The 24,899-nt window shown below is 67.6% G+C and carries 19 protein-coding genes; 8 read left to right on the forward strand and 11 right to left on the reverse strand.

All coding sequences use genetic code 11. The annotated features are described in order from the left end of the window. Positions 1–177 precede the first annotated feature (177 nt). Both ACODR1_RS02050 and ACODR1_RS02055 read left to right on the forward strand, forming a co-directional pair. Positions 178–2,784 (forward strand): TonB-dependent receptor, encoded by a 2,607-nt coding sequence (locus ACODR1_RS02050; protein WP_488878961.1) that lies wholly within the window; start codon positions 178–180, stop codon positions 2,782–2,784. 141 nt (positions 2,785–2,925) lie between these two features. Beyond that, complete coding sequence (locus tag ACODR1_RS02055) at positions 2,926–3,615, forward strand: hypothetical protein (protein WP_488878962.1); 690 nt, start codon at positions 2,926–2,928, stop codon at positions 3,613–3,615. 179 nt (positions 3,616–3,794) lie between these two features. Here the strand turns inward: ACODR1_RS02055 and ACODR1_RS02060 are convergent, their stop codons facing one another. Then, positions 3,795–4,661, reverse strand: a complete 867-nt coding sequence (locus tag ACODR1_RS02060; protein ID WP_488878963.1) for a hypothetical protein — start codon at positions 4,659–4,661, stop codon at positions 3,795–3,797. A gap of 40 nt (positions 4,662–4,701) precedes the next feature. Further along, positions 4,702–5,058, reverse strand: a complete 357-nt coding sequence (locus tag ACODR1_RS02065; RefSeq protein WP_488878964.1) for a DUF3060 domain-containing protein — start codon at positions 5,056–5,058, stop codon at positions 4,702–4,704. A 187-nt stretch (positions 5,059–5,245) separates the two neighbouring features. On the opposite strand from ACODR1_RS02065, the gene ACODR1_RS02070 reads away from it, so the two are divergent. Continuing rightward, positions 5,246–7,672, forward strand: coding sequence for a M20/M25/M40 family metallo-hydrolase (locus ACODR1_RS02070; RefSeq protein WP_488878965.1), 2,427 nt, complete (start codon positions 5,246–5,248; stop codon positions 7,670–7,672). 178 nt (positions 7,673–7,850) lie between these two features. Here ACODR1_RS02070 and ACODR1_RS02075 read toward each other — a convergent pair whose 3' ends face one another. Further along, the gene (locus tag ACODR1_RS02075) at positions 7,851–9,290 is read right to left on the reverse strand and encodes an aldehyde dehydrogenase family protein (RefSeq protein ID WP_488878966.1); all 1,440 of its coding nucleotides are present in this window, start codon (positions 9,288–9,290) and stop codon (positions 7,851–7,853) included. A 161-nt stretch (positions 9,291–9,451) separates the two neighbouring features. On the opposite strand from ACODR1_RS02075, the gene ACODR1_RS02080 reads away from it, so the two are divergent. Next, entirely contained in the window at positions 9,452–10,075 is a 624-nt protein-coding gene (locus tag ACODR1_RS02080; RefSeq protein ID WP_488878967.1) for a hypothetical protein, read from the forward strand. A gap of 7 nt (positions 10,076–10,082) precedes the next feature. On the opposite strand, the gene ACODR1_RS02085 is transcribed toward ACODR1_RS02080, so the two are convergent. The 3 genes from ACODR1_RS02085 to ACODR1_RS02095 all read right to left on the reverse strand — a co-directional run bounded on the left by ACODR1_RS02085 (position 10,083) and on the right by ACODR1_RS02095 (position 14,440). Further along, entirely contained in the window at positions 10,083–11,471 is a 1,389-nt protein-coding gene (locus tag ACODR1_RS02085; RefSeq protein WP_488878968.1) for an L-serine ammonia-lyase, read from the reverse strand. Positions 11,472–11,563: 92 nt separating this feature from the next. Then, entirely contained in the window at positions 11,564–13,216 is a 1,653-nt protein-coding gene (locus ACODR1_RS02090) for a M28 family metallopeptidase (RefSeq protein WP_488878969.1), read from the reverse strand. Positions 13,217–13,468: 252 nt separating this feature from the next. Continuing rightward, entirely contained in the window at positions 13,469–14,440 is a 972-nt protein-coding gene (locus ACODR1_RS02095) for a threonine ammonia-lyase (protein WP_488878970.1), read from the reverse strand. Positions 14,441–14,564: 124 nt separating this feature from the next. On the opposite strand from ACODR1_RS02095, the gene ACODR1_RS02100 reads away from it, so the two are divergent. The 4 genes from ACODR1_RS02100 (at position 14,565) to ACODR1_RS02115 (ending at position 18,939) form a co-directional block, all read left to right on the forward strand. After that, positions 14,565–15,182, forward strand: coding sequence for an acyloxyacyl hydrolase (locus ACODR1_RS02100; protein ID WP_488878971.1), 618 nt, complete (start codon positions 14,565–14,567; stop codon positions 15,180–15,182). Positions 15,183–15,302: 120 nt separating this feature from the next. Then, the gene (locus ACODR1_RS02105; protein WP_488878972.1) at positions 15,303–16,589 is read left to right on the forward strand and encodes an adenylosuccinate synthase; all 1,287 of its coding nucleotides are present in this window, start codon (positions 15,303–15,305) and stop codon (positions 16,587–16,589) included. A gap of 301 nt (positions 16,590–16,890) precedes the next feature. Beyond that, positions 16,891–18,036 carry a hypothetical protein gene (locus ACODR1_RS02110; protein WP_488879155.1) on the forward strand — a complete coding sequence of 382 codons (1,146 nt, stop codon included), beginning with the start codon at positions 16,891–16,893 and terminating at the stop codon, positions 18,034–18,036. Between the two features lie 144 nt (positions 18,037–18,180). Next, positions 18,181–18,939, forward strand: coding sequence for a response regulator transcription factor (locus ACODR1_RS02115; RefSeq protein WP_488879156.1), 759 nt, complete (start codon positions 18,181–18,183; stop codon positions 18,937–18,939). A gap of 91 nt (positions 18,940–19,030) precedes the next feature. On the opposite strand, the gene ACODR1_RS02120 is transcribed toward ACODR1_RS02115, so the two are convergent. The 5 genes from ACODR1_RS02120 to rpmH all read right to left on the reverse strand — a co-directional run bounded on the left by ACODR1_RS02120 (position 19,031) and on the right by rpmH (position 24,853). Beyond that, positions 19,031–21,319, reverse strand: a complete 2,289-nt coding sequence (locus ACODR1_RS02120; RefSeq protein WP_488878973.1) for a TonB-dependent receptor plug domain-containing protein — start codon at positions 21,317–21,319, stop codon at positions 19,031–19,033. A gap of 306 nt (positions 21,320–21,625) precedes the next feature. Continuing rightward, a complete protein-coding gene (gene yihA / locus ACODR1_RS02125; RefSeq protein ID WP_101711621.1) occupies positions 21,626–22,276 on the reverse strand; it encodes a ribosome biogenesis GTP-binding protein YihA/YsxC in 651 nt (216 codons plus the stop codon). After that, on the reverse strand, positions 22,276–24,123 hold the full coding sequence (gene yidC, locus ACODR1_RS02130) for a membrane protein insertase YidC (protein ID WP_488878974.1): 1,848 nt from the start codon (positions 24,121–24,123) through the stop codon (positions 22,276–22,278). The genes yihA and yidC overlap by 1 nt, the downstream gene beginning before the upstream one ends. Before the next feature lie 6 nt (positions 24,124–24,129). Further along, entirely contained in the window at positions 24,130–24,606 is a 477-nt protein-coding gene (gene rnpA / locus ACODR1_RS02135; RefSeq protein WP_488878975.1) for a ribonuclease P protein component, read from the reverse strand. Positions 24,607–24,718: 112 nt separating this feature from the next. Beyond that, the gene (gene rpmH, locus ACODR1_RS02140; RefSeq protein ID WP_012284717.1) at positions 24,719–24,853 is read right to left on the reverse strand and encodes a 50S ribosomal protein L34; all 135 of its coding nucleotides are present in this window, start codon (positions 24,851–24,853) and stop codon (positions 24,719–24,721) included. Positions 24,854–24,899: the final 46 nt, after the last annotated feature.

The following is a 24,899-nucleotide window of genomic DNA, read 5'->3' on the forward strand; positions in this document are numbered from 1 at the left end:
GTCGCAGTTTCGCAACAGGAACCTTGGAACCGTTTCACAGCAAGGTTTTCGCTTGCCGAGCATACGGACCGCCCATAACCATTGGCTGTCCATTCGAACGATCGTTCGGGTGAAGGCCAATCAAAAAACCGGCGGGGGCGGTGCAAGCGCTCTCGTCATAACGAACCGAGGTAGGAAATGCGCTTTACCCAGGTGCTTCGCGGCACGGCCTCCGCCGTCGTGCTCGCGGGCGTCGCCGCCGTCGGCGTCGCCCATGCTCAGGACTCGGCCGCGGCGGCCGCCCAAGAGCCCGAAACCCTTACCGTCGACAGCATCATCGTCACCGCCCAGAAGCGCGAGCAGAACCTGCAGGACACCCCGGTGGTGGTCACCGCGGTCGGCGCCAAGCTGCTGCAAGACACCGGCGTGCGCGACATCAAGGACCTGACGATCCTGACGCCGGGCCTGACCGTGACCTCGACCACGTCGGAAGCCTCGACCACCGCCCGCATCCGCGGCGTCGGCACCGTCGGCGACAACCCCGGCCTGGAAAGCTCGGTCGGCGTGGTGATCGACGGCGTCTACCGCCCCCGCAACGGCGTGTCGTTCGGCGACCTGGGCGAAATGGACCGCATCGAGGTGCTGAAAGGTCCGCAAGGCACCCTGTTCGGCAAGAACACCTCGGCCGGCGTCATCAACATCATGACCAAGGAGCCGGAGTTCGGCTTCGGCGCCAACGCCGAGGTCACCGCCGGCAACTACGGCGCCAAGGGCGCTTCGGCCTCGGTCACCGGTCCGCTGTTCGGCAGCGACAAGTGGGCGGGCCGCCTCTACGCCGCCGCCCGCCAGCGCGACGGCTTCAACGACGTGGTGACCGGCAAGGGTCCGAGCACCGAGAAGGAAGACGCCGACCAGAACTTCTACACCGTGCGCGGCCAGCTGCTGTTCGTGCCGGACGACAACTCGACCTTCAAGATCATCGCCGACTACACCAAGCGCGACGAGAACTGCTGCGGCGCCGTGCAGATCCGCACCGGCCCGACCGCGGCGATCATCAACGCCCTGGCCGGCGGAACCGGCATCGCCAACCCGGCCAAGCCGTTCGACCGCGTCGCCTACTCCAACCGCGGCGCGCCGCAGGAGATCGAGGACAAGGGCATCTCGCTGCAGGCCGACATCGACCTGCCGATCGGCACGCTGACCTCGATCAGCGCCATCCGTAACTGGCGCATCGACAGCGGCCAGGACGCCGACTTCACCACGGCCGACATCACCTATCGCGCCAAGGACGGCACCAACTACGCCGAGTTCACCACCTTCAGCCAGGAACTGCGCCTGGCCGGCAGCACCGAGCGCCTGAACTGGCTGGTCGGCGCCTTCCTGGCCGACGAGCGCCTGGACAACGAGGCCAACTTCCGCTTCGGCAGCGACTACGAAGCCTACATGTCGACGATCGTCCTGTCGGGCGTCGCCGGCGCCCTGGCCCCGGCCGGCATCACGGTCAGCCAGGCCAACAGCGCGCTGTTCGCCTCGCAGATCACCGCCCTGCCCTACGGCAGCTCGTTCACCGCCGGCACCGGCCTGCACGACACCTACAACCAGCGCTCCAAGACCATCGCGCTGTTCACCAACAACACGTTCAAGGTCACCGACGCCTTCGACATCACCGTGGGCCTGCGCTACACGGCCGAAGAGAAGGACCTGTCGACCTACCAGACCGGCGCCTCCAACGCCTGCGGCGTGCTGCTGACCCCGGCGGGCCAGGCCCGCGTGGCCTCGACCCTGGTCGGCCGCGGCGTGCCGGCCGCACTGTTCGGCACCGCCACCGGCACCAGCATCGTCTCGACCGTCGTCGGCAACATGTGCCTGCCCTGGGCCAATCCGCTGTTCAACGGCCGCGGCACCCAGCAGAGCCTGAGCGAGCGTGAGTGGACCGGCACGGTCAAGGCCAGCTACCGCCTGAACCCGTCGGTGTTCGCCTACGGCTCGTACGCCCGCGGCTACAAGGGCAGCGGCTTCAACCTGGACCGTACCCAGTCGTCGAACGGCACGCCCTCGGGCGGCGTCGGCGTCGTGCCGATCACCGACACCTCGTTCCCGGCCGAATTCGTCGACAGCTACGAGCTGGGCCTGAAGAACACCCTGTTCAATCGCACGGTGCTGTTCAACGTCACGGGCTTCTACCAGAAGTTCTCGGACTTCCAGCTGAACACCTTCCTGGGCACCTCGTTCGCGGTGCGCTCGGTCGAGGAAGTGACCTCCAAGGGCGTCGACGTCGACTTCCTGTGGTTCACCCCGGTGCGCGGCCTGACCGTCCAGAGCGGCCTGACCTACGCCAAGACTGAATACGGCGACCAGCCGGTGGCCAATGACCCGACCAACGCCCTGGCCCTGCTGCCTGGCTCGCAGATGTCGTTCGCTCCGGAATGGTCGAGCTCGGCCTCGGTGACCTACGAGCACGCCGTCGGCGGTACGCTGAAAGCCAAGTATAACATCGGCGCCAAGTACGTGTCGGAATACAACACCGGCTCGGACCTGTTCCCCTTCAAGCTGCAGGACGCCTTCACCCTGGTGAACGCCCGCGTCGGCCTGGGCGACGCCGACGACAAGTGGGCCGTCGAGCTGTGGGCCCAGAACCTGTTCGACGAGGACTACTACCAAGTGGTGTTCAACGGCCCGCTGCAGGGCTCGTCGGGCCTGTCGGCGACCAACAAGGTCTACAACCCCGCCGCCGACACCCTCACCTACGACGCCTTCCTCGGCGCGCCGCGCACCTACGGCGTGACCCTGCGGGCGAAGTTCTAGGCAATAAGGCTAAGGCGCCCGGCGACGGGCGCCTGGGGCAGGGAAAGGGCGGTCCGCACGGGCCGCCCTTTTTCTTTGGGCGGCTACTCATTGCAGCGCTCTCGCGCGCACGATAATTTCCCCCAAGGCGGAGAGACAAGAATGCCGGCACTTTCTGCGCGCTTCAAAGAACTCATCGATCAACTATCTGAAGTCGAAAAAACAAAATATTATCGCCACGGCGATATGACATCTGGAAATTATGTCGACAACTCCGCATATCTGAATTGGAAGGTGAAAGCCAAAAATCTTCTTTCACGCGCATGTGGCGAAAATTCTCACCACTTCAAAGAATTTATCAAAAATGAAGAAGAAGGATTTTACAGCACAAATTTTGATAAACTAATATTATTGCGGGCAATTTTCTGCGCCGCACAAGAAGATTATGATGGCGGCCACCTTCAATCCATGCGCAGCGTAATCCAATCCGAAATATTCGACAGCGAGATTTCACAAGCACGCGAATTATTAGAGGCCGGCTATACGTCATCTGCTGCCGTAATCGGCGGCGTCATACTCGAAACCACACTACGCGAACTATGCGAACGAGCAGGAATCGGTCACGGAAGTCTAAATAAAATGAATGCCGATTTAAGCAAAATCGGCACATACAATTTACAAAAGCAAAAACGCATAACAGCATTGGCCGACATACGAAATAACGCTGCACATGGACATAATGATCAATTTAGCAAAAGCGACGTCGAAGATCTTATAAATTGGGTGGAAATTTTATCGGTGACGCAATTTGATATCTCACCGCGTCACCTTCAGCTGCCGGAAGGCCCGTGAGTCGAAGGCCGCGATCATAGCCAGGCCCGCAATCACAACCAGGCGGACCGCCCCATAGCCGGCAAGGCGGTGATCGCCGTCTATGGCGACGACGAGGCCGAGCGCACCGCTTCCCTCACCGACGTCCAGCTGCGCCTGAAACCGGCCTACCGCTGCCCGCCGATCCGCGAGTCGGAGGGCTAGTCGACCTTGATCATGTTCCACATGGCGGTGACCTTGCGGGCCTGAGCGCAAAGCTTGGGCGTCCTGCGTCCTTCGGCGCCCCCGCACCAAGCGGCCATGGCCGCCGCGCCTTCGTCGCTGGTGTAGTCGAGGCGGGAGGCCTCCAGTATGGCGTAGCGGTCCAGCCCCGGCTTCACCGGGTCGAGCCAGACGAAGTTCAGGGCCGGGGGCAAATCGCCCGCCGGCGTCAGGCCGTTGATGCGCGTTGCGGGGCGACCGACCTCGAGCAGCCCCACGGCCCGGTCCGCGACCTTGCCGACCACAAGGGGCATCGGTGCGCGAACATCGGTCAGGTCCTCATGCCCCGCAACCATCCTGGCGTCCGGCGGAGGCGACTGCTTGGCCTGCCATTCGAAGTCGCGCGCCAGCATGCGGACCGCGCCCTCGAACGCCTGATAGGCTTGCTGGTCGCCCCATCCACAGCCGTTGATCGACCACCACGGACCGTGGATGGCTACGATTCTCTCCTTGAGGATCACCGCCGGATGGGCGGGATGGCCTGGCGTCGTGAAGATGTAGAGCCGGTTTTCGCCATCCACGCCGTAGAGCTTCACCTTGGCCCAGACCGTCGGCGAGAACGGGTCGCCCGGCTCGACCGGCTGCACCGCCTCGTAGCCGTCACGCCCGGCCATCCCGCCCGGATGCGCGTTCGCATGGCGCAGGAAGGCGTTGTAGCCTGCCGCGCAGGCCGGCCGTGTCAGGTCGACATATCCCCGTGTCCTGGCGTAGGGCTCGAAGGCCTCCGGCGACGGGGGCTTGCAGCCCGCGACCAGGAGCCCGAGGGCCAGGCAGCAGGCGATCGAAAGGCCGGGAAGGATCCGCATGCCGCCAAGCTTGCACGGCCGCATGCGAAAGTGGAACGCCTTACTTTTCCCGGACCACCTGGTTGTCGACGCCGGTCACGCTGCGACGGACCTCGCCGGTGGAGCGCCAGCGCACCTTCTGGTCCGTGCCGGTGACCGACAGCACGCCGCCGGGCGCGATCGTGGCGGTGACGGTGTTGCCGCTGCCCGAGATTTCCAGGCTCTTGCACGCGCCGGTCAGGGTGACGGTGTTGTCGACGCCGGTGATCGTCACGGCGCGGCCGTCGCAGGCCAAGGTCTCGACATGGTCGGTCCCGGAGATGGCGATCGCCTTGCCGCCGGCCTCGGTCGGCCCCGTCGCCTGGAGCGGCGCGCCGGCCAGCATGGCCAGGATCGCGAAGGCGGAAACGATGCTCATCGATGACCTCGGGAGATATGAAGGAAGGATCGAGGCATAGCGCGGCCGCTCCGCGCCGCCATGCTGGGGAAAACCCTAGCGTTTCCCGCCCATTTTCGCTCCGCACGCCCGCCTTTCCCGTTCCCCCGACGCGCGAACACCCGCACCCTCGACGCGGGCCGGGGATGGACGCGAGGGCGAGCCGCGCATGAAAGCGATCAGACTGCTCGGATTCTGGATCTGCCTGCTGCTGGGCCTGGCGCTGGCCGCCCTGGCGCAGAGATCGCCGCCCGTCGTCCCCGCCAGCGCCCCGCCCGACGCCTTCTCCGCTGCGCGCGCCATGGCCGACGTGCGGACCATCGCCCTGCGTCCCCACCCCACCGGCTCGACCGACATCGTGCGGGTGCGCGACCACCTGATGGCCAGGATCTCGTCGCTGGGGCTGGAACTGTCGGTCCGCGCCGACGAGGGCTACACCGGTCCGCGCAACGACGGCCGCTGGCTGGTCGCCGGATCGGTGCAGAACGTCATCGGCGTGCTGCCGGGCGCCGACCGCTCCAAGCCCGCCGTACTGGTCATGAGCCACTACGACTCGGTGGCCAATTCACCGGGCGCGGCCGACGACGCCGCCGGCGTGGCCGCCGCCCTCGAGGTCGCTCGCGCCCTCAAGGCCGGCCCGACGCCGGCCCGCGACGTCATCTTCCTGTTCACCGACGGCGAGGAGCAGGGCCTGCTGGGCGCCGACGCCTTCTTCGCCCGCGACCCGCTGCGCCAGAAGGTCGGGGTGGTCATCAACATGGAGGCGCGCGGCGACAGCGGCCGGGCGGCGATGTTCCAGACCGGCCCGCAGAACGGCGCCCTGATGACCCTCTTCGCCCGCGAGGCCAGGCGGCCGGCCGCCAACTCCCTGGCCGCGGCGGTCTACGAGAAGATGCCCAACGACACCGACTTCACCCACGCGGTGAAGGCCGGCCTGCCGGGGCTGAACTTCGCCTTCATCGACGACCAGCTGGCCTATCACACGCCGCTGGCCAAGGCCGACCACCTCGACCAGGGCAGTCTGCAGCACTTCGGCGACCAGGTGCTGCCCACCGCCCGCGCCCTGGCCACGGCCCAGACCCTGCCGGGCAAGGCGCCCAACGCCGTCTATTCCGACGTCTTCGGCCTGTTCCTCGTCAGCTATCCGGTCGAGGTGGCCTGGGGCCTGCTGGCCCTGGCCGGCGTGCTGGTGCTGTACGCCCTGGTCCGCGGCCTGATGATCCGGGGAACCAGCCCCGTCGAGCTGCTCAAGGGGCTCGCCGGCTTCCTGCTGGTTGGAACCTCGGGCGCCCTCGTCCTGCACCTGACCGGCAAGCTGCTGCACGTAGCCGACCTGCAGGCCCACTACGCCCTGCTGGGCCGGTTCGACCCGCTGCTGCTGGGCTGCACCGCCATACTGGTCGGCGTCGCCCTGGCGGTGGTCATCGGCCAGGCCAAGGGCGCGGCGCGGATCTGGCCGAGCCTCCTGGCCCTGGTCGCCGGCGGCGCGACCTGCCTGATCGGCGGCCCGCCGGCCCTCGACCCGATCGGCGCCGGCCTCGGCGTCGCCAGCGCCGTGCTGGTCTGGGCCTCGCTCGGCAAGCCGGTAGGCGTACTCGGCGCCTGGATCGGGGCCCTCGTCGGCCTGCTGGCCATCGCCGTCGCGGCCATGATCCTGCTGCCCGGCGGCTCGGTGATGGCCGTCTGGCCGCTGCTGGTCGCGGCCCTGGCCGCCGTGCTGGTGCTGGCCAAGGGCGGCACCCGCGACCGCCGGGTGGCCTGGGCGCTGACCGCCTGCGTCGCCCTGGCGGCGATCCTGGTCGTCGTCCAGGTCGGCGCCTGGGGCGCGTGGACCTTCGCCGGGCTGGGCGTGAGCCTGCCGGCGATCCTGGCGGCGTTCGGCCTCTTGGCCCTGCCCGCCCTGATCCCGCTGGCCCACGACTTCTCGGCCCTGAAGCTGGCGGCCATCCCCGCCACCCTGGTGGCGGCGGTCGGCGGCGGCCTCGTCGCCTACGCCGTGCTGGCCGGCGCCACGCCGACCCGGCCCGAACTGACCGAGGCCGCCCACCTGTCGGACCTGTCCAGCGGCCAGGCCTGGCGGATCTCGACCCTGCCGCGCCTGGACGCCTGGTCGCGCGGGGCCCTGACCGCCCAGGGCGGAACCCCGGCCCAGAAGGACCTGCCGCCGTTCTTCCGTTCCAAGGTCTGGATGGCCGAGGCCCGGCCCGTGCCGCTGGACCCGCCGCAGCTGATCATGGAGCACGCCGGCGAGCGCCTGCTGGTGCGGGTGATCCCCGGTCCCGGCGCCGAATACGTCACCCTGCGCATCAAGCCCGACGGCATGCTGGCCGGAGCGCGCCTCAACGGCCGCCCCGTGCCCCTGACCACCAAGCACGGCGAGTGGACCAGCCTGACCTACCACGCCCCCGACCCCAACGGCGTGACCCTGAGCTTCAGCCGCCTGAACGGCGCCGGCCGCGTCGAGGCCGCCGCCCTCGAAACCCGCGAAGGCTGGCCCCGCGCCGCCCCCTCGCCGGGCGCCAAGCCGGAAGGCCTGATGGGCTGGGGGATCTCGGACAAGACCCTGGTGCTGACCCGGGCGAGCGTCAGCTGGTGATGCGTTTCAGCCCCTCTCCCGGAGGGGAGAGGGAGGGGCCCAGGCGATAGCCTGGGAGGGTGAGGGGTGACGGCCTCAACCGGCGTGCTGGCACGCCGTCTTCAGTCCCTAACCCCTCATCCTCCCGCGCCTTTCGGCGCGGGCCCCTCCTTCTCCCTATGGGAGAAGGTGAGACGACCTACTCCGCCGCCTGCTTGGGCGCGTAGCCGAGGATGGCCTTGGTTTCGAGGAACTCCCCGAAGGCGTGGTCGCCCCACTCGCGGCCGTTGCCGCTCATCTTGTAGCCGCCGAACGGGGCCATCAGGTCGGGGCTGGCGCCGTTGAGGTTCACCTGGCCGGCGCGGAGCTTGGCGGCCACCGCACGGACGCCGGCGGGGTCGCCGCCGGAGACATAGGCCGCCAGACCGTACTCGGTGTCGTTGCCGATCTCGACGGCCTGGTCGACGCTGTCGTAGCCCAGGATCGACAGCACCGGGCCGAAGATCTCTTCCTTGGCGATGGTCATGTCGGGGGTGACGTTGGCGAAGACGGTCGGCTTGACGTAGTAGCCGGTCTCCAGCCCTTCCGGCTTGCCCGGGCCGCCGGACACCAGGGTCGCGCCCTCGTCGACGCCCTTCTGGATCAGGCCCTGGATCTTGGTCCACTGCACTTCGGAGACCACCGGGCCGAGCTTGGAATTGCCGTTCGGGTCGCCGACCGTGTGGGCCTCGGCGGCGACCCTGGCGATGGCGATCACCTCGTCCATGCGCTTGGCGGGGACCAGCATCCGGGTGGGCGCGTTGCACGACTGGCCCGAATTCATCATCACCGAGGCCACGCCGCCGCCGACGGCGCGCTGGAAGTCGGCGTCGTCGAGGATGATGTTCGGGCTCTTGCCGCCCAGTTCCTGGTGCACGCGCTTGACGGTCGGGGCGGCGTTCCTGGCCACCTCGATGCCGGCGCGGGTCGAGCCGGTGAACGACACCATGTCGACTTCAGGATGGCTGGACAGCGCCGCGCCGACCGTCGGGCCGTCGCCGTTGACCAGGTTGAAGACGCCGGCCGGCACGCCGGCGGCCTCGAGGATCTCGGTCCACACCCAGGCCGAGAACGGCGCCACTTCCGAGGGCTTGAGCACCATGGTGCAGCCGACGGCCAGGGCCGGGGCGACCTTGCAGGCGATCTGGTTCACCGGCCAGTTCCATGGCGTGATGAACGCGCAGACGCCGATCGGCTCCCTGACCAGGCGGGTCGTGCCGCGATCCTCTTCGAACCTGTAGTCCTTCAGCACCTGCAGCGAGGTCTGGACGTGGGCGATGCCCATGGCCGCCTGGGCGCGCTGGGCCAGCCACGCGGGGGCGCCCATCTCCTCGGTGATGGCTTTGGCCATGTCCTCGAAGCGCTTCTGGTACTCGGCGATGATCCGCTCGAGCAGGTCGATGCGCTCTTCGCGGCTGGTCTGGGAATAGCTGGCGAAGGCCTTGCGGGCGGCGCGGACGGCGAGGTCCACGTCCTCCACCGAACCCAGGGTCACCCGGCCGGCGACGGCTTCCGTCGCGGGGTTGATGACGTCCACCGTCTTGTCGGACTTCGCTTCGACCCACTGGCCGTCGATGTAGAACTTCAGGTAGTCGCGCATGGGTTCCTCCTGCCGGGCCGCTCTAACCTGGGACGGGGGCGGCGCTCTTTCAAACGCTCATTCTAATTATCGGCGTTCAGGTGGGAAGAGGCGCCGTCGGTGGAGTTTGTTAATTAGCCTCGCGGAAGTTGCGCCTCACCATTCGATGCGAGGGAGCCGACATGGCCAAGCTGACGCCGCTCAACACGTTGCTGAACAAAGGCGCCGACAGCGACGCCGTCCAGGCTCTGGAACAGTTGGCCGCCGCTCGGCATCTGCTCGACGACGCGGTGTTCCGCCAGTCACCCGATCCGCAAGACCAGGTGAACGTGCCGGTCACGGCGTTGGACAGGATCGTACACCAGAGCTACGGCTACGGGGCCGGCGACGTTCCCGGCGCCCTGGAAGCGGACTTCGCCTCCCTCTCAAAGTCGGAGGCCCGGCTGATCATCAGGCTCGCCGCCGCCGCGGCCGACCGGCCCACGGCCGAGCAACCGGACCAGAGGTACCTCGTCGATCTCGACCGGACCGCCTCGACCTACCAGAGCGCGCTTGTCCGCATCGACATCCGGACCTGGGTCTCTCCGCTGGACGGGACGCACCCGCTGTCGGAACACATCGAGGGGCTGCTCGTCGTCTCGGCCGCTCGATCGTTCGTCGATATCACGCAGATGCCGCTCTACAATTTCATGACGGTCTATCAGCACCAGCTCACGCTATCGAACCGCTCGGCGAAGGACGTCATAGACGCCCTGGAAACCGTCCGGCACGTCTGGCATAGGGGGCTGGAGCGGCTCCAGGCCTAGCTCCGCCTCAGCACTCCACCCGGTTCACCGACAGACCCACGGCCAGGCCACCGAGCGAGGTCTCCTTGTAGATCTCGTTCATGTCCTCGCCCGTGCGCTTCATCGTGGCGATGACCTTGTCGAGGCTGACCGAGTGCTGGCCGTCGCCCAGCAGCGCCAGGCGGGCGGCGTCGATGGCCTTGATGGCGCCCATGGCGTTACGCTCGATGCAGGGGATCTGCACCAGGCCGCCGATCGGGTCGCAGGTGAGGCCCAGGTTGTGCTCCATGCCGATCTCGGCGGCGTTCTCGATCTGGGCGTTGGTGCCGCCCAGCGCGGCGCACAGGCCGCCGGCCGCCATCGAGCAGGCCACGCCCACCTCGCCCTGGCAGCCGACCTCGGCCCCCGAGATCGAGGCGTTGCGCTTGTAGAGCGCGCCGATCGCCGCCGCCGTCAGCAGGAAGATGCGGATCTGCTCGGGCGTTCCCTTGTGGAAGCGCACGAAGAACCGCAGCACCGCCGGCACCAGGCCCGCAGCCCCGTTGGTCGGGGCGGTGACGACGCGGCCGCCGGCGGCGTTCTCCTCGTTGACCGCCATGGCCCACAGGTTGACGAAGTCCATGGCCGCCAGCGGATCGCTCATCTGGCGCTCCATCCGGCCCAGGATGGTCTGGTGGATCTGGCGGGCGCGGCGCTTGACCGACAGGCCGCCAGGCAGGATCCCGTCCTCGCGCATGCCCCGGTCGATACAGGCCTCCATGGCCCCGAAGATGCGGTCGAGGCCGGCGTTCATCTCGCCCTCGCTCATCCTCGCCAGCTCGTTGGCGGCCATCACCTGGGCGATGGTCAGGCCCGCCTTTTCGGCGCGCTCCAGCAGGTCGGCCGCGCTTTCGAACGGGAACGGGATGGCCGGACCTTCCTCGGGCGGCGCATTGCGGCCCATCTCGCTTTCATCGCGCACGAAGCCGCCGCCGATCGAGAAATAGGTGCGCTCGGCCAGCACGCCGCCTTCGGCGTCGAAGGCCGTGAAGGTCAGGGCGTTGGGGTGCTGGGGCAGACGCTCGTGGCCGGCGAAGACGATGTCGCGGGCCTCGTCGAAGCCGATGCCGACCTCGCCGCCGAGCTTCATCCATTGCGTCGCCTTGGTCTCGGCCAAGGCGGCCTCGCCGGCGTCGGGATCGAGCTGCGCGGGCGCAAAGCCCATCAGGCCCAGGATCACGGCGCGGTCGGTGGCGTGGCCTTTGCCGGTCAGGGCCAGCGAGGCGTAGAGCCGGGTCTCGACCCGGGCGGTGAGGGGCAACTTGCCGGCGGCGCGCAGCCGCTCGACGAACATCACGCCCGCCGTCATCGGCCCCATGGTGTGGCTGCTGGAAGGGCCGACGCCCAGCTTGAAGAGGTCGAAGACGGAGGCGGTCATGTTGCGGGGTATTCGTAAAAGGGGTCGTCATCCCGGAAGCGCCGCAGGCGCTATCCGGGATGACGGCTGAAAGGAGCGCGGCGTTTAGTTCGCTACTTCCGTTCGGCCTTGGTCTTGTCGCGCAGGTCCTTGAACTCCGAACCCGCCTGCCATTCGGGCCACGTGCGCGAGTTGGCCAGATCCGCGCCGACCTTGTAGAATAGGCCGATGTCCATGGCCTGGCCCGACAGGTCCCAGTCCGCCGACCATTCGTCGGCCGGCTGGTGGTAGCGGTTGGCGTTGTAGTCGGCCTCGGCCTTCTCGCCGGCCTCCTTGCCGCCCTTCACCAGATCGCTGCCCGAGCCCACCGAGATGGCCGGCACGCCGCGCTTGGCGAAGGGGAAGTGGTCCGAGCGGTAGAAGTGGCCGGCCTGCGGCACCGGATCGGGCGTGAAGTAGCGGCCCTCTTCCTTGGCCTTGGCCACCAGCATGTCCTGCAAGTCGACCTTGCCGTCGCCCGAGGTGGTGACGTCCTTGGCGGGACCTGCGGCCGACAGGGCGTCGATGTTGAGGTCGGCGACCGTCTTGGCCAGCGGGAACAGCGGGTTGGCCGCGTAGTATTCCGAACCCAGCAGGCCCTTTTCCTCGGCGGTCACCGCCAGGAACATCACCGAGCGCTGCGGCGCCGGCGCGGCCTTGAAGGCGCGGCCCAGTTCCAGAAGGGCGGCGATGCCGTCGGCGTTGTCGACGGCGCCGTTGTAGATCTTGTCGCCCTTGGCGTCCGGCAAACCGACGCCCAGGTGGTCCCAGTGGCCGCTGTAGATGATGGTCTCGTCCGGATACTTCGTACCCTTCACGCGGCCGGCGATGTTCTTCGAGACGATGACCTCGTGCTTGACGGCGTAGTCGGCCGAGAAGGTCGCCTTCAGGTCCACCGGCTTGAAGTCGCGGGTCTGGGCCTGCTTCTTCAGGGTCTCGAAGTCGAGGCCGGCCTTCTTGAACAGGTCGACGGCCACATCACGCTGGATCCAGCCTTCCAGGGCCGGGTGGCTCTTGGAGGGATCCTTGCGCACGATGTCGAACATCGTGTTGGTGTTGGAGTTCTTCACCGTGGCCCAGCCATAGGAGGCCGGCGCGGTCTCGTGCACGATCAAGAGGCCGGCGGCGCCGCGACGGGCGGCTTCCTCGTACTTGTAGGTCCAGCGGCCGTAATAGGTCATGGCCTTGCCGCCGAAGTCGCCCTTACCCGTTTCGAAGTCCGGGTCGTTGATCAGCACGACGACGATCTTGCCCTTGACGTCCAGGCCCTTGAAATCGTCCCAGTTGCGCTCGGGCGCGGTGACGCCGTAGCCGGCGAAGACCAACGGGGCGTCCTTGATCGACACCTTGTCGACATTGGTCATGGCCGCGCGGATGGCGATCTGTTCGCCCTGAGCCAGCATGACATGGTCGGGACCGGCCATGACGTGGGCGCTGACGGGACCGGCGATCTCGAACTTGGCCAGCGGCACGTCCTGGGTCCAGGCGCGCTTGCCGTCGGCCTGCAGGTCGCCGGCCGGCTCCAGGCCGATCGCCTTCATCTGCTCGACGACGTAGGCGACGGTCTTCTTCTCGCCCTCGGTGGCGGGGCCCCGGCCCTCGAATTCGTCGGACGACAGCATCTTGATGTGCTGCGACAGCCGGGCGGGATCGATCTTGGGCGCATCCGCAGCCTGCGCGATCATCGGCGCGGCGATCAGCGCGGTTGCGAGGAGAAGGCGTTTCATCGTCGCTACTCTTTTCGAGCGGTTCGTTTCGAGGTCGCGGACCCTAGCGGGAGGTTTTGACCGCGACTAGGGGGCGTGGAGAAAGTGGGCGTGCTTCCAAGATCCTCCCCCTGAAGGGGGAGGTGTCGCCAAAGGCGACGGAGGGGGATGTGGCCTGTGAGTCAGCGACCGCCTCGATGTCGGCAGGGACTTCCCCCTCCGACCGCTTCGCGGCCACCTCTCCCTTCGGGGGGAGGATCTTGAGGGCCAGCCTCAGCCCCCTAGCACCTTCGCGAACACCGCCGGATCAACATTCCCGCCCGACAGCACGATCACCGCCGTCTGGTCCCTGACGTCGATCTTGCCGCTCAGCGCCGCGGCCAGCGCCACGCAGCCACCCGGCTCCACGACGAGCTTGAGGTTCATGAACGCCCAGCGCATGGCGGCGGCCACTTCGTCGTCGGTGACGGCGGCGACGCCGGTGAGGGTGCGGCTGTTGATCGGCCAGGTCAGGGCGCCCGGCGTCGGGGCCAGCAGGGCGTCGCAGAACGAGCGGGCGTCGGGGTCGATGCCCTCGCGATGGCCGCTGCCCAGCGAGCGGCGGGTGTCGTCGAAGCCGGCGGGCTCGGCGCCCCAGACCTGGGTCGAGGGCGACAGGGCCTTCACCGCCGTCGAGGTCCCGGCGATCAGGCCGCCGCCGCCGATGGGGCAAAGCACCTTGTCCAGGCTCGCGCCGGCGGCTTCGGCCTGGGCGATGATCTCCAGCCCCACCGTGCCCTGGCCGGCGATGACGTGCGGATCGTCGTAGGACGGCACGACGATCATGCCGCGCTCGGCGGCGATCTGCGCGGCGATGGCCTCGCGGTCTTCCTTGAAGCGGTCGAAGAAGCGGATCTCGGCCCCGAAGCCGCGCGTGGCCTCGACCTTCACCGACGGCGCGTCGGCGGGCATGACGATCAGGGCCGGCATGCCCAGCTTGTCGGCCGCCAGGGCCACGCCCTGGGCGTGGTTGCCCGACGAGAAGGCCACGACGCCGCGCGCCCTCTCCTCCTCACTGAACTGCGACAGGCGATTGTAGGCGCCGCGGAACTTGAAGGCCCCGGCCAGTTGCAGGGTCTCGGGCTTGACGAAGATCCTGCCGCCCACCCGGTCCGAAAGGACCGCGCTCTCGAGCAGAGGCGTGACCACGGCCTGGCCCCTCAGGCGGTCGGCGGCGGCCTGGATGTCGGCGAGCGAGACGGTCATGAGGCCCCTCAATGGCTCAGTGGCTATGTGGCCACGCAGCCACAGCATTCGATCGCCCCTGCTCTAGCTCGCACCGGCGGTTCGCGCCATAAGGGAGCCGGATACTGCTGAGGGGTCAGAGACCATGAAATTCGCACTGTTGGCCGCCGTGGCCGGCGCCGCGCTCGCCTGCGCCACCGCCGGTTCTTCCGCTTGGGCAGGCGAACTGATCGTCGGCGCCTACAAGCACGACGTCACCTTCATCGGCGAGGCCGTGGGCCTGGGCGCCGCCGGCCGCGAGGACGGGGTCGACCTGCACCTCGGCTACCGCACCGACCGCCTGGAGAACCTGACCTGGCTGGGCAAGCCGCAGGTCCACGCCTTCGTATCGCTCAACAGCGAGAACACCTCCAACTTCTTGGCCGCCGGCTTTTCCTGGCCGATCGACTTCGGCGACGAGGGCGGCTTCTACTTCCGTCCGGGCATGGGCCTGGCCTACACCGACGGCGAGACCGGCCTGCCGCCGGTCAACGAGCCGGGCATCAGCCAGGCCGAGATCGATCGTCGCCTGAAGCTCTACAACACCCGCATCGACTTCGGCTCGAAGGTGCTGTTCCAGCCGGAGCTGGCCCTGGGCTACCGCTTCAACGACAAGTGGGCCGCCGAGCTGTCCTACGTGCACCTGTCGAACGGCCAGATCTTCCACCAGGGCAAGAACCAGGGGCTTGACGATCTGGGCGTGCGCCTGCTTTACGCCTTCTGACTTCGCGGGGGCCGCCTGACGGCCCCCCGTTCGTCACCTACAATCGAGACAACGTCCGCCGCCGAGTCCTGTCGAAGGGCCGCGGGCGCTACCGGGCAGGTGACAAGGCATATCTCTATCATGGCCAACGTGACCGTCGTGGGCGCCCAGTGGGGCGACGAGGGCAAGGGCAAGATCGTCGACTGGCTCTCCAACCGGGCCGACGTCGTCGTGCGCTTCCAGGGCGGCCACAACGCCGGCCATACGCTGGTGGTGGACGGCAAGGTCTACAAGCTGGCCCTGCTGCCGTCGGGCGTGGTGCAGGGCAAGACCTCGGTCATCGGCAACGGCGTCGTCGTCGACCCCTGGCACCTGCTGACCGAGATCGGCAAGATCGCCGACCAGGGCGTCAACATCACCCCCGACCTGCTGGTGCTGGCCGACAACGCCACCCTGATCCTGCCGCTGCATCGCGACCTGGACCAGGCGCGTGAAGCCGCCTCCAGCCAGAAGATCGGCACCACCGGCCGCGGCATCGGCCCGGCCTACGAGGACAAGGTCGGCCGTCGCGCCATCCGCGTCGCCGACCTGGCCGATCCCGAGGCCCTGAAGCCGAAGATCGAGCGCCTGCTCAGCCACCACGGCGCCCTGCGTCGCGGCCTTGGCCTGCCGGACGCCGATGCGGCCCAGCTGTTCGACCAGCTGATGGAGATCGCCCCGCAGATCCTGGCCTACGCCCAGCCGGCCTGGCGGGTGCTGGATCAGGCCAAGAAGGCCGGCCGCCGCATCCTGTTCGAAGGCGCGCAAGGCGCCCTGCTGGACGTCGACCACGGCACCTATCCGTTCGTCACCTCGTCCAACACCGTCGCCGGCCAGGCCGCCGCCGGTTCGGGCATGGGCCCCAAGGGCCCGGGCTACGTGCTGGGCATCGTCAAGGCCTACACCACCCGCGTCGGCGAAGGCCCGTTCGCCTGCGAACTCTCGGACGACGTGGGCAAGCACCTGGCCACGATCGGCCGCGAGGTCGGCGTCAACACCGGCCGTCCGCGTCGCTGCGGCTGGTTCGACGCGGTGCTGGTGCGCCAGTCGGTGGCCATCAACGGCATCGACGGCATCGCCCTGACCAAGCTGGACGTGCTGGACGGCCTTTCGACCCTGAAGATCTGCGTCGGCTACAAGATCGGCGACAAGGTCGTCGACTACCTGCCTGCCGGCATGCGCGACCAGGCGGCCGCCGAGCCGATCTACGAGGAGATGGAAGGCTGGAGCGAAAGCACCGCCGGCGCCCGCTCGTTCAAGGACCTCAACGCCAACGCCATCAAGTACGTGCGCCGCGTCGAGGAACTGATCGGCGCCCCGGTGGCCCTGCTGTCGACCAGCCCCGAGCGCGACGACACCATCCTGATGCGCGATCCGTTCGAGGGGTGACCCCCTCCGGCCCTCCGGGCGCCTCCCTCATAGGGGGAGGATCTTGAGCGAGAAACCTCCCCCTCTGGGGGAGGCGGCCGAAGGCCGGTGGGGGGCCGTTATCAGCCGCCACCGACCTTCGCCGATTTCGCAAACTCCCCCCACCGATCGCTGCGCGATCGCCTCCCCCATAGGGGGAGGTTCCTTACAAAGCCGGCGCTCCCGCCATCCGCTAATCCCCATTCCGGGGACTACCTGCGGTCACGGTTAGCGTTTATTTAGTCCGCCAGCGCTACAACTCCCCCCGTAACCAAGGGGGCTCCTGATCTTGTCCGCGCGCCGAAAGCTCGCTCCTGTCCGCAAGCCGGACCGCCTGACGCGCAGCCTGCGCGCCCTGGAGCGCACCGCGTCGACCAGCCGGGTGCTGAACCTGCTGGCCATCGCCGCCGACAGCAGCCAGCGGCCCGAATATTCCCAGCACCCGCTGTTTCGCAACCGGGTCCTGAACAACGCCCTGATCGTCAAGCACCGCCTGCGCAGCGACGACCTCTTCCTGTTCGACGAGGCGCGCCCCACGGCGACCAAGATCATCATCCCGTTCGAGCGCAGCGACCTCTCCCTGGGCGGCCAGTCGTTCTTCGTCGGCCAGCGCGGCTGGATCGACCTGCTGCGTGAGGCCTGCAACGACCCGTCGGACATGACGCGGGACCTGGCCACGCTGCGCATGATCGACATGCTGCCGTCGCTGGACCCGTTCCTGCTGCGCGAGCACCTGCGCCGCCACGGCATGATCGTGGCGCCCTGCTACTTCGCCCTGTCGCCGGGCGACCTGGAGCAGATGCAGGGCTTCGTGGCGCTGGAGATCTCGCGGCTGATCGACCTGGCCTATCGCGACAGCGGCCGGGTCAACGGCGCGGCCGCCGCCCGCCTGGTCGAGGCCCTGCTCTCCACCGACGTCGACGAGCGGCTGGAGCCGCTGCGAGAGACCCTGGTGCTGGAGGGCGAGAGCTTCAAGGAGGGCGTCTTCAGCTGGAAGGGCTTCCTCTATTACAAGTGGATGCTCACCCGCCTGTGGCCGCAGCTGACCGCCACGGCCGGCGAGATCGGCCAGATGATTATCACCGGCGCCCGCGAGGCCGAAACCGCCCGGTATGTGGACGACGCCCGCAAGCGCCTGCAACAGGGCGTGGTGCTGGAACGCGCCTCCGTGCTGCGCACCATCAAGGTCTATGACGACGCCTTCGAGGACCTGATCGACAACGGCAAGCCGCAGGCCTTCCGCGAGTTCCTGCTGCGCGCCCCCGACATGTTCCTGTCCCTGGGCGAGAAGGTCGGGGTGATCTCGCACATCGCCAGCTTCTGGCGCTACCGCTTCCCCGAGGGCCAGCCGGCCATCGTCGACGTGGAGGAAGCCGTCGACATCCTGCAGGATTTCGACTCCGGGCTTTCGGCCTCGCTGGCGGTCTAGACAAGGCGAACTGACGCACAGGTCGCCTGCGGATCATCAAGCGGTTTTTTACCCTCCTGGGGTTAAGAGTCGGGTCCGATCTTCTGGAGACCCCGCCCCGTGTTCGACGGCAACCCCCGCACCCTGCAGCGCATCGCCGCCAAGATGCAGCGCGTGCTGGTCGTCGACCCGAGCACGGCCGCCGTCCGCCTGCTGGGCGACCAGCTGCGCCACGTGGGCAATGTGCAGGTCTTTTCCGCCCCGACCATCGAGCAGGGCTGGGGGATGGTGCGCACCGTCGACCCGCAGATGATCTTCGTCGAGCATTCCAGCGCCGGCGTCGACGGCCTGGCCCTGGCCAAGAAGATTCGCCGCAGCGATCTGGCCTGCCGCCAGGCCCCGATCATCATGTGCACCGCCGAAGCCACGGCCGAGGCGATCTTCGGCGCCCGTGACGCCGGCATCCACGAGTTCATGCGCAAGCCGTTCACGATCAAGGACCTGGAACGGCGCCTGGAAGCGGTGACGATGAAGCCGCGCGACTGGGTGGAGGCCGTGCAATACGTCGGCCCCGACCGCCGCCGCTTCAACTCGGCCGAATACAAGGGGCCGCGCAAGCGCAAGGCCGACGCCGCCGGCACGCCCGCCGCCCGCCTTTCGCAGGCCCTGCGCATCGTCAAGTCCGCCGCCCAGTCGCTGGACAGCGATCCGGCCCAGGCCCGCCGCGCCCTGGCCGCCCAGGCCGCCGAACTGCGCGCCGTCGGCGAGGCGGTGAAGGAACCACGCCTGATCGAGGCCGCCAACGCGCTTGGCGCCATGACCCAGGTCGAGGTCACCGGCGCCATGGCCCGCGCCGAACTGGTCAAGCGCATCGACGTCCTGATGGGCTTCATGACCGACGAGGGCAACGGCCGCGCGGCTTGAGCGATCCTCCCCCTTCAGGGGGAGGAACAAAGAAAAAGGCGGCGCCCTTTCGGACGCCGCCTTCCGTGTTTCCAGGCCTTGAGGGTTCCGATCAGAACGCCATGCGGGCGATCAGCTGGAACACCGGGCCGGCCTGCTCGCGCTCGAGCTCGTACTCGTCGAAGCTGCGGTCGACCTGGTCCTCGATGGTGGTGAACTTGTTGAAGCTCTCCTTCTTGGAGGCGTCCAGCAGGTTCGAGCCGGTCAGGCGGATGGTGATGTCCTTGCCGATGCGCTTCTCGACGAACATCTCCAGGTCGCCGCCGTAGGTGGTGGTGACTTCCTCGCCGACGACGCGGCTGTAGGCCTCGCCCTGCTTGCGGTAGGTCACGCCGAACGAAGCGCCCCAGGTCGGCAGGTCCTGGATGAAGCCGACGTTCAGCACGTAGTCCGACTGGCTGTTGAACTTGCGCGAGCCGAACTCGTCGTCGATGTCGCTATCCAGCCACGAGTAGTTCAGGAACACGCCGGTGTTCTCGAGGCCGATGACGGTCAGCGGGGTCGAGAGGTCGAACTCGATACCCCAGACCTTGCCGTCGCCGGCGTTGCGCGCCGAGTAGACGAAGGTGCCGTCGCCTTCGCTGCCTTCGTCGCCCGTGTTGTAGAGCTCCAGCAGGTCGTTGACCTTGCGATAGAAGACGTTGACGCCGGCGACGCCCGAGCGGCCCAGGCGGCGCTCGTAGCCGACGTCCAGGCCCCAGGCCGTTTCCGGCTTCAGGGTGGGCACGCCGATGAAGTCGTTGTCGCCCAGTTCGGCTTCCAGGGTCGCCGGCGACAGGTACTCGAAGCTGGGACGGCGGACCGTGCGGGCCGTGGCGGCGTAGAACTGGTCGCTGGCCGTCAGGTTGTAGCGCACCGAGGCCGACGGCAGCAGGATCTTGTAGTCGGCGTCGTAGGTCTCGTTCGCCGTGCGGTCCTCGATCGAGACGTCGGTGGTCTCGTAGCGCAGGCCCGCTTCCCATTTCAGAGCGCCGGACTTGCCCGACAGCATGACGTAGGGGTCGAGGCGGGTCTGCTCGAAGGTCGAGTCGCCGCCGGCGATCGGAGCATAGGCGCCGAAGGCAGGCGGGTTGGCCTGGGGCAGGTTGTAGCGGTTACGCGGAACCTCGGTGAAGTAGGTGTCGCGTTCCTTCTTCTCGTACTGCAGGCCGAACTCCAGCTCGGCGCCGAACGACAGGTCACGCTCGTGCTCGATCTTGGCCGAAACTTCGGTGTCGTCGATATCGCGGCGCGACTTGTCGCGGGTGATGCGGTCGCCGTCCGGGAACGGGATCGCGTCGCGCAGGTACTCGATCTCGTCCTCGAACTCGTCTTCCTTGCCCTTGAAGCCAGCGTAGCCGAGCTTCACCGAGGTGCGGCCGCCCAGCATGTCGCGCTTGTATTTGCCGGTCAGCGACCAGCTGTCCTGGTCGATCTGGACGTCGTTGTTGTTGATCGTCTGGATGTTGGCGTTGGTGCGGATGTCCTTGGCGTACTCGATCGAGTCCTCGTCCTGCGTGCGGTCGGTGCGGACGAAGAAGCCGGCCAGCGACAGGTCGCCGCCGGCCACCGGAACCTGGTAGCTGGCGTTGACCGAATAGTCGGTGCCGTTGCGGGTGTCGGTCTGGACTTCGCTGTTGTCGAGCGTGCCGTTCGGCTCGTCGTAGCGCAGGCTGGTCTTGAGCTTGGGATTGCGGCGGCCCTGCAGGTTGGCGCCGATCAGCAGGCGACCGGGGCCGACCTGGCCGCCCCACACGCCGCCGACGGTCTCGCGGATGCGCTTGTCGTCGAACATCATCGCGCCGGCGCGGACGAAGCCGCCGTCCAGGGCGTAGGCGTCGCGCAGCACGATGTTGATGGCGCCGGCGACGGCGTCGCCGCTGCGGTTGGCGCTGGCGCTACGGACGATCTCGATGCGCTCGATCAGTTCGGCCGGGATGCGGTCGACGAAGAACGAGCCGTCGGCGCCGGCGCCGAACGCGCCCGAGCCCGAGCCGGCGCCCGGGACCTTCTCGCCGTTGATCAGGATCTGGGTATAGGCCGGGTCGAGGCCGCGCAGGCGCACGCCGTCCGATTCCAGCACGTCCGACAGGAAGGCCACCGAGGGCACGCGCTTGAGGGCGTCGCCGGCGCTCAGCGGCTCGAAGCGCTGGAAGTAGTCGAGGCCGTATTCGAGGACCGGAGCGGTCTCCTCGGTGCGGTTGCGATAGGCGATGCCGGCCTGGACGACCACTTCGGAAGCGGTGACCGGTTCTTCGGCGGCGGTGGCGATCGGGGCGTCGGCCAGGTCGGCGGCCGCGGCCTGGGCGGCGAGCGCCAGCGGAGCGATGGCGCACAGCGCCAGCAGAGCGGTCTTCTTCATCGGAACATCCCCACGGACACTCCGCGCCATCGGCCCGACACCGGGGGACACGGGTGTTCTTGTCGGGGGAGGGCATAGTTTCGCCACAACTCTTGAGCCAGAGAAGTTTCGGCGACAGTTTTATTGCGATTTTATGTAGGTGCGCGGATGATCCGTGCGCGGATCATTTCACAGAGACCGTGGCGCGGGAGCGCGCTCCCCCTCAGCCGCTCCGCGACAGCTCCCCCAGAGGGGGAGCATCTTTCCGGCGTCGGCGGTTCCAAATCCTCCCCCTCCGGGGGAGGTGGCCCGGAGGGCCGGAGGGGGTCAGCTCAGGCAGGTCCGCTGGATCTCGGCCCGCAGTTCCGGCAGGCCCAGGCCCTTTTCCGACGAGGTGGCGATCACCCGCGGGAAGGCGGCCGGGCGCTTGGCGATGGCTTTGAGCGTATCGGCCACGACCTTGTCGACCTCGGGCGGCTTGATCTTGTCGGCCTTGGTCAGGACGATCTGATAGGACACCGCCGAGATGTCGAGCGCATCCATCGCCTCGGCGTCGACCTTCTTGAGGCCATGGCGCGAGTCGATCAGCAGGTAGACCCGCTTGAGGTTGGGACGGCCGCGCAGGAACTGACGGCCCAGGTCCTGGAACTTGCTGGCGGTCGAGCGCGAGACGCGCGCGAAGCCGTAGCCCGGCAGGTCGACCAGGCGCAGCTGCTCGGCCAGCAGGAAGAAGTTCAGCTCGCGCGTGCGGCCCGGCTCGTTGGAGGCCCGGGCCAGGTACTTCTGGCCGACGAGGCCGTTGATCAGGCTCGACTTGCCGACGTTGGAGCGGCCGGCGAAGGCCACTTCGGGCAGGTCGGCGGGCGGCAGGCCGTCCATGCGGACGGCCCCCATCATGAACGAGACCGGCTGGGCGAACAGCACCCGGGCCGCCTCGATCTCCTCGTCGGTGTAAAGCGGTTCGATCGGATCGGTCATCAGGTGGCCGTCGCGGACTTGCCGGTCAGTCGCCCGATGATCTTGTCGATCGGGTTCTCGACCTTGTAGCGGCGCATGATGATGTATTGCTGGATGATCGTCAGCACGTTGCTCCAGCACCAGTAGATCACCAGGCCGACGGCGAAGCCCGACAGCGTGAAGGTGAAGATGATCGGGAACAGCTGGAAGATCTTCTGCTGCATCGGATCACCAGCCGGCGGGTTCATCGCCGTGGTCAGCCACATGGTGAAGCCGTAGAGCAGCGGCCAGACGCCCAGGTGCGCGATCATGGCGCCGACGAAGGGCAGCATGCCCGGATCCCACGGGATCAGGCCGAACAGGTTGAAGATGGTGGTCGGATCGGGCGCCGACAGGTCCTGGATCCAGCCGAAGAACGGCGCATGCCGCATTTCGATGGTGACCGTCAGCACCTTATACAGCGAGTAGAACACCGGGATCTGGATCAGCATGGGCACGCAGCCCATGAACGGGTTGATCTTCTCCTTGGCGTACAGCGCCATCATCTCCTGCTGCTGCTTGGCAGGATCTTCCTTGTGCTTGGCGCGCAGCTTCTCGACCTCGGGGGCGACCTTCTTCATCTTCGCCATCGACTCGTAGCTCTTGTCCGCCAGCGGATAGAGGATGAGCTTCAGGGTCACGGTCAGCAGCATGATGGCGATGCCGAAGTTGCCGACCAGCTTGTAGAAGATCTCCAGCACGTTGAAGATCGGCCGGGTGATGAGGGCGAACATGCCCCAGTCCACGGCCCACTCGAAGCGCGGGATGGCCTGGGCCTTCTTGCTCCAGAACTGCCACCAGGCCGGAGCCTGGCCTTCGCCGTACTCGTACTTGCGCAACAGCGGCACGGTCTTGGCGCCGGCGAACAGGCGGGTCGTCTCGGTGACGGCCTGGCCCGGGTTCACGGTCTTGGCGACAGCGGCGAAGTTGGCTTCGTAGACGTCCACGCCGCCGACGGGCGTGACGTTGTATTGGGCGTTGATGCGCTCGTTCTGGGTCGGGATCAGGGCCGTCAGCCAGTATTTGTCGGTGATGCCGGTCCAGCCGCCGACCGAGGCGATGGTCTGCTGCGGCTTGTCCTTCTTCCACTTCTGGTACTTGGACTGCTCGAGCTTGTAGTCCTTCTCGCCCAGCATGCCGATCGCCCCTTCATGGACGATGTGGTTCTTGCCGAGATCGGCCGGGACGCCCCAGCGACGCACCGAGGCGTAGGGCGTGATCGACACCGGCTGGCCGCCGTTGTTGCGGACGCTGTCGGTGACGGTGAACATGGCGTCGGCGTCGACGGCGATGGTGCGGTTGAACACCAGGCCAGCGCCGTTGTCATAGGTCAGGGTGACGGGCGAGCCCGGGCGCAGGGTCTGGCCCGGCGCGGCGGTCCACACCGTGTCCTGGCCCGGCATGGCGCCCAGGTTCTGGCCGCTCCAGCCGAACAGCGTGAAGAAGGCGTTCTCCGCGCCGGCGGGGCGCAGCAGCTCGACCGGCGGCGAGGCCTTGTCGGTGGTCTGGCGATAGCCCTTGAGCAGCAGGTCGTCGACGCTGCCGCTCTTCAGCGAAACCGAACCCGACAGGGTCGGGGTGTCGATCGGGATGCGCGGGCTGGCGGCCTTGGCGGCCTCGCGCGACAGCTTGATCGGCTGCGGCTTGCCGTCCGGTCCGATGGCCATGCCAGGATTGGCGGCGGCGGCCTGAGCCTCGGCGGCCTTCTTGGCGCGGGCGGCGGCTTCCTGCTTCTTCTGGTTCGGGCCCAGCACGAAGAATTGGTAGCCGATCAGGATCGCCAACGCGCTGACGATGAAGACCAGCGTGTTCTTGTTGTCGTTCTGCATTGAGACTTAACCGGGATCGGAGGGTTCGGGCGCTTGCGCGTGCGAAGAGGGTGAGGCGGGCGCGGGAGAGATAGCCCCAGATTGGGCAGGCTTGCTCCCGCGGTCGATTTCGGCCGCGAGGCTTATCAGCGCGGCTTTTACATCGTCAAGCAAACGCCCCCAGGGCCGCGAGCGCGTGCCGCCGCGAGCGATGAACACATAGTCGCAACCGGGGCGTCCATGAAGGGGCAGAAGCAGCCGGGCCGCCTCTCGAAGGCGTCTTTTGGCGCGATTGCGCTCCACCGAGCCGCCGACCTTCTTCGAAGCGGTGAAACCGACCCGGATCAGGGCGTTCTCATCGCCCCGCGGGCGCAGCTGCATGAAGACGGCGCCGCGCGACAGCGAAGGCGCCTTGGCGGCCTTGAGGAAGTCGGCGCGCACCTTGAGGCGCTCGATCTTCGGCCCCTTTTGCGGGGCGACGGCCGAAACTTGGGAATCGGTCATGAAAAAAGCCGCCCTTTCCGGCGCAGGCTGGAGGCCTGGTTCTGGGAAGGGGCGGCTTTTGTCATGTCGTACGATCCTGCCGGAGCAGGAAAGAAGAGCGGGGGACCCGCTCTTAGGCCGTCAGGCGCTTGCGGCCCTTGGCGCGGCGACGCGCGACGATCTTTTGACCATTCTTGGTGGCCATGCGGGCGCGGTAGCCATGACGGCGGGCTCGCACGAGCTTCGACGGCTGGAATGTCCGCTTCACGACGTGGCTCCGAAACTAATAGCGTTGACGCGAAAGCCGGTTGGCC

It is taken from the genome of Caulobacter sp. FG7, from assembly GCF_057808875.1.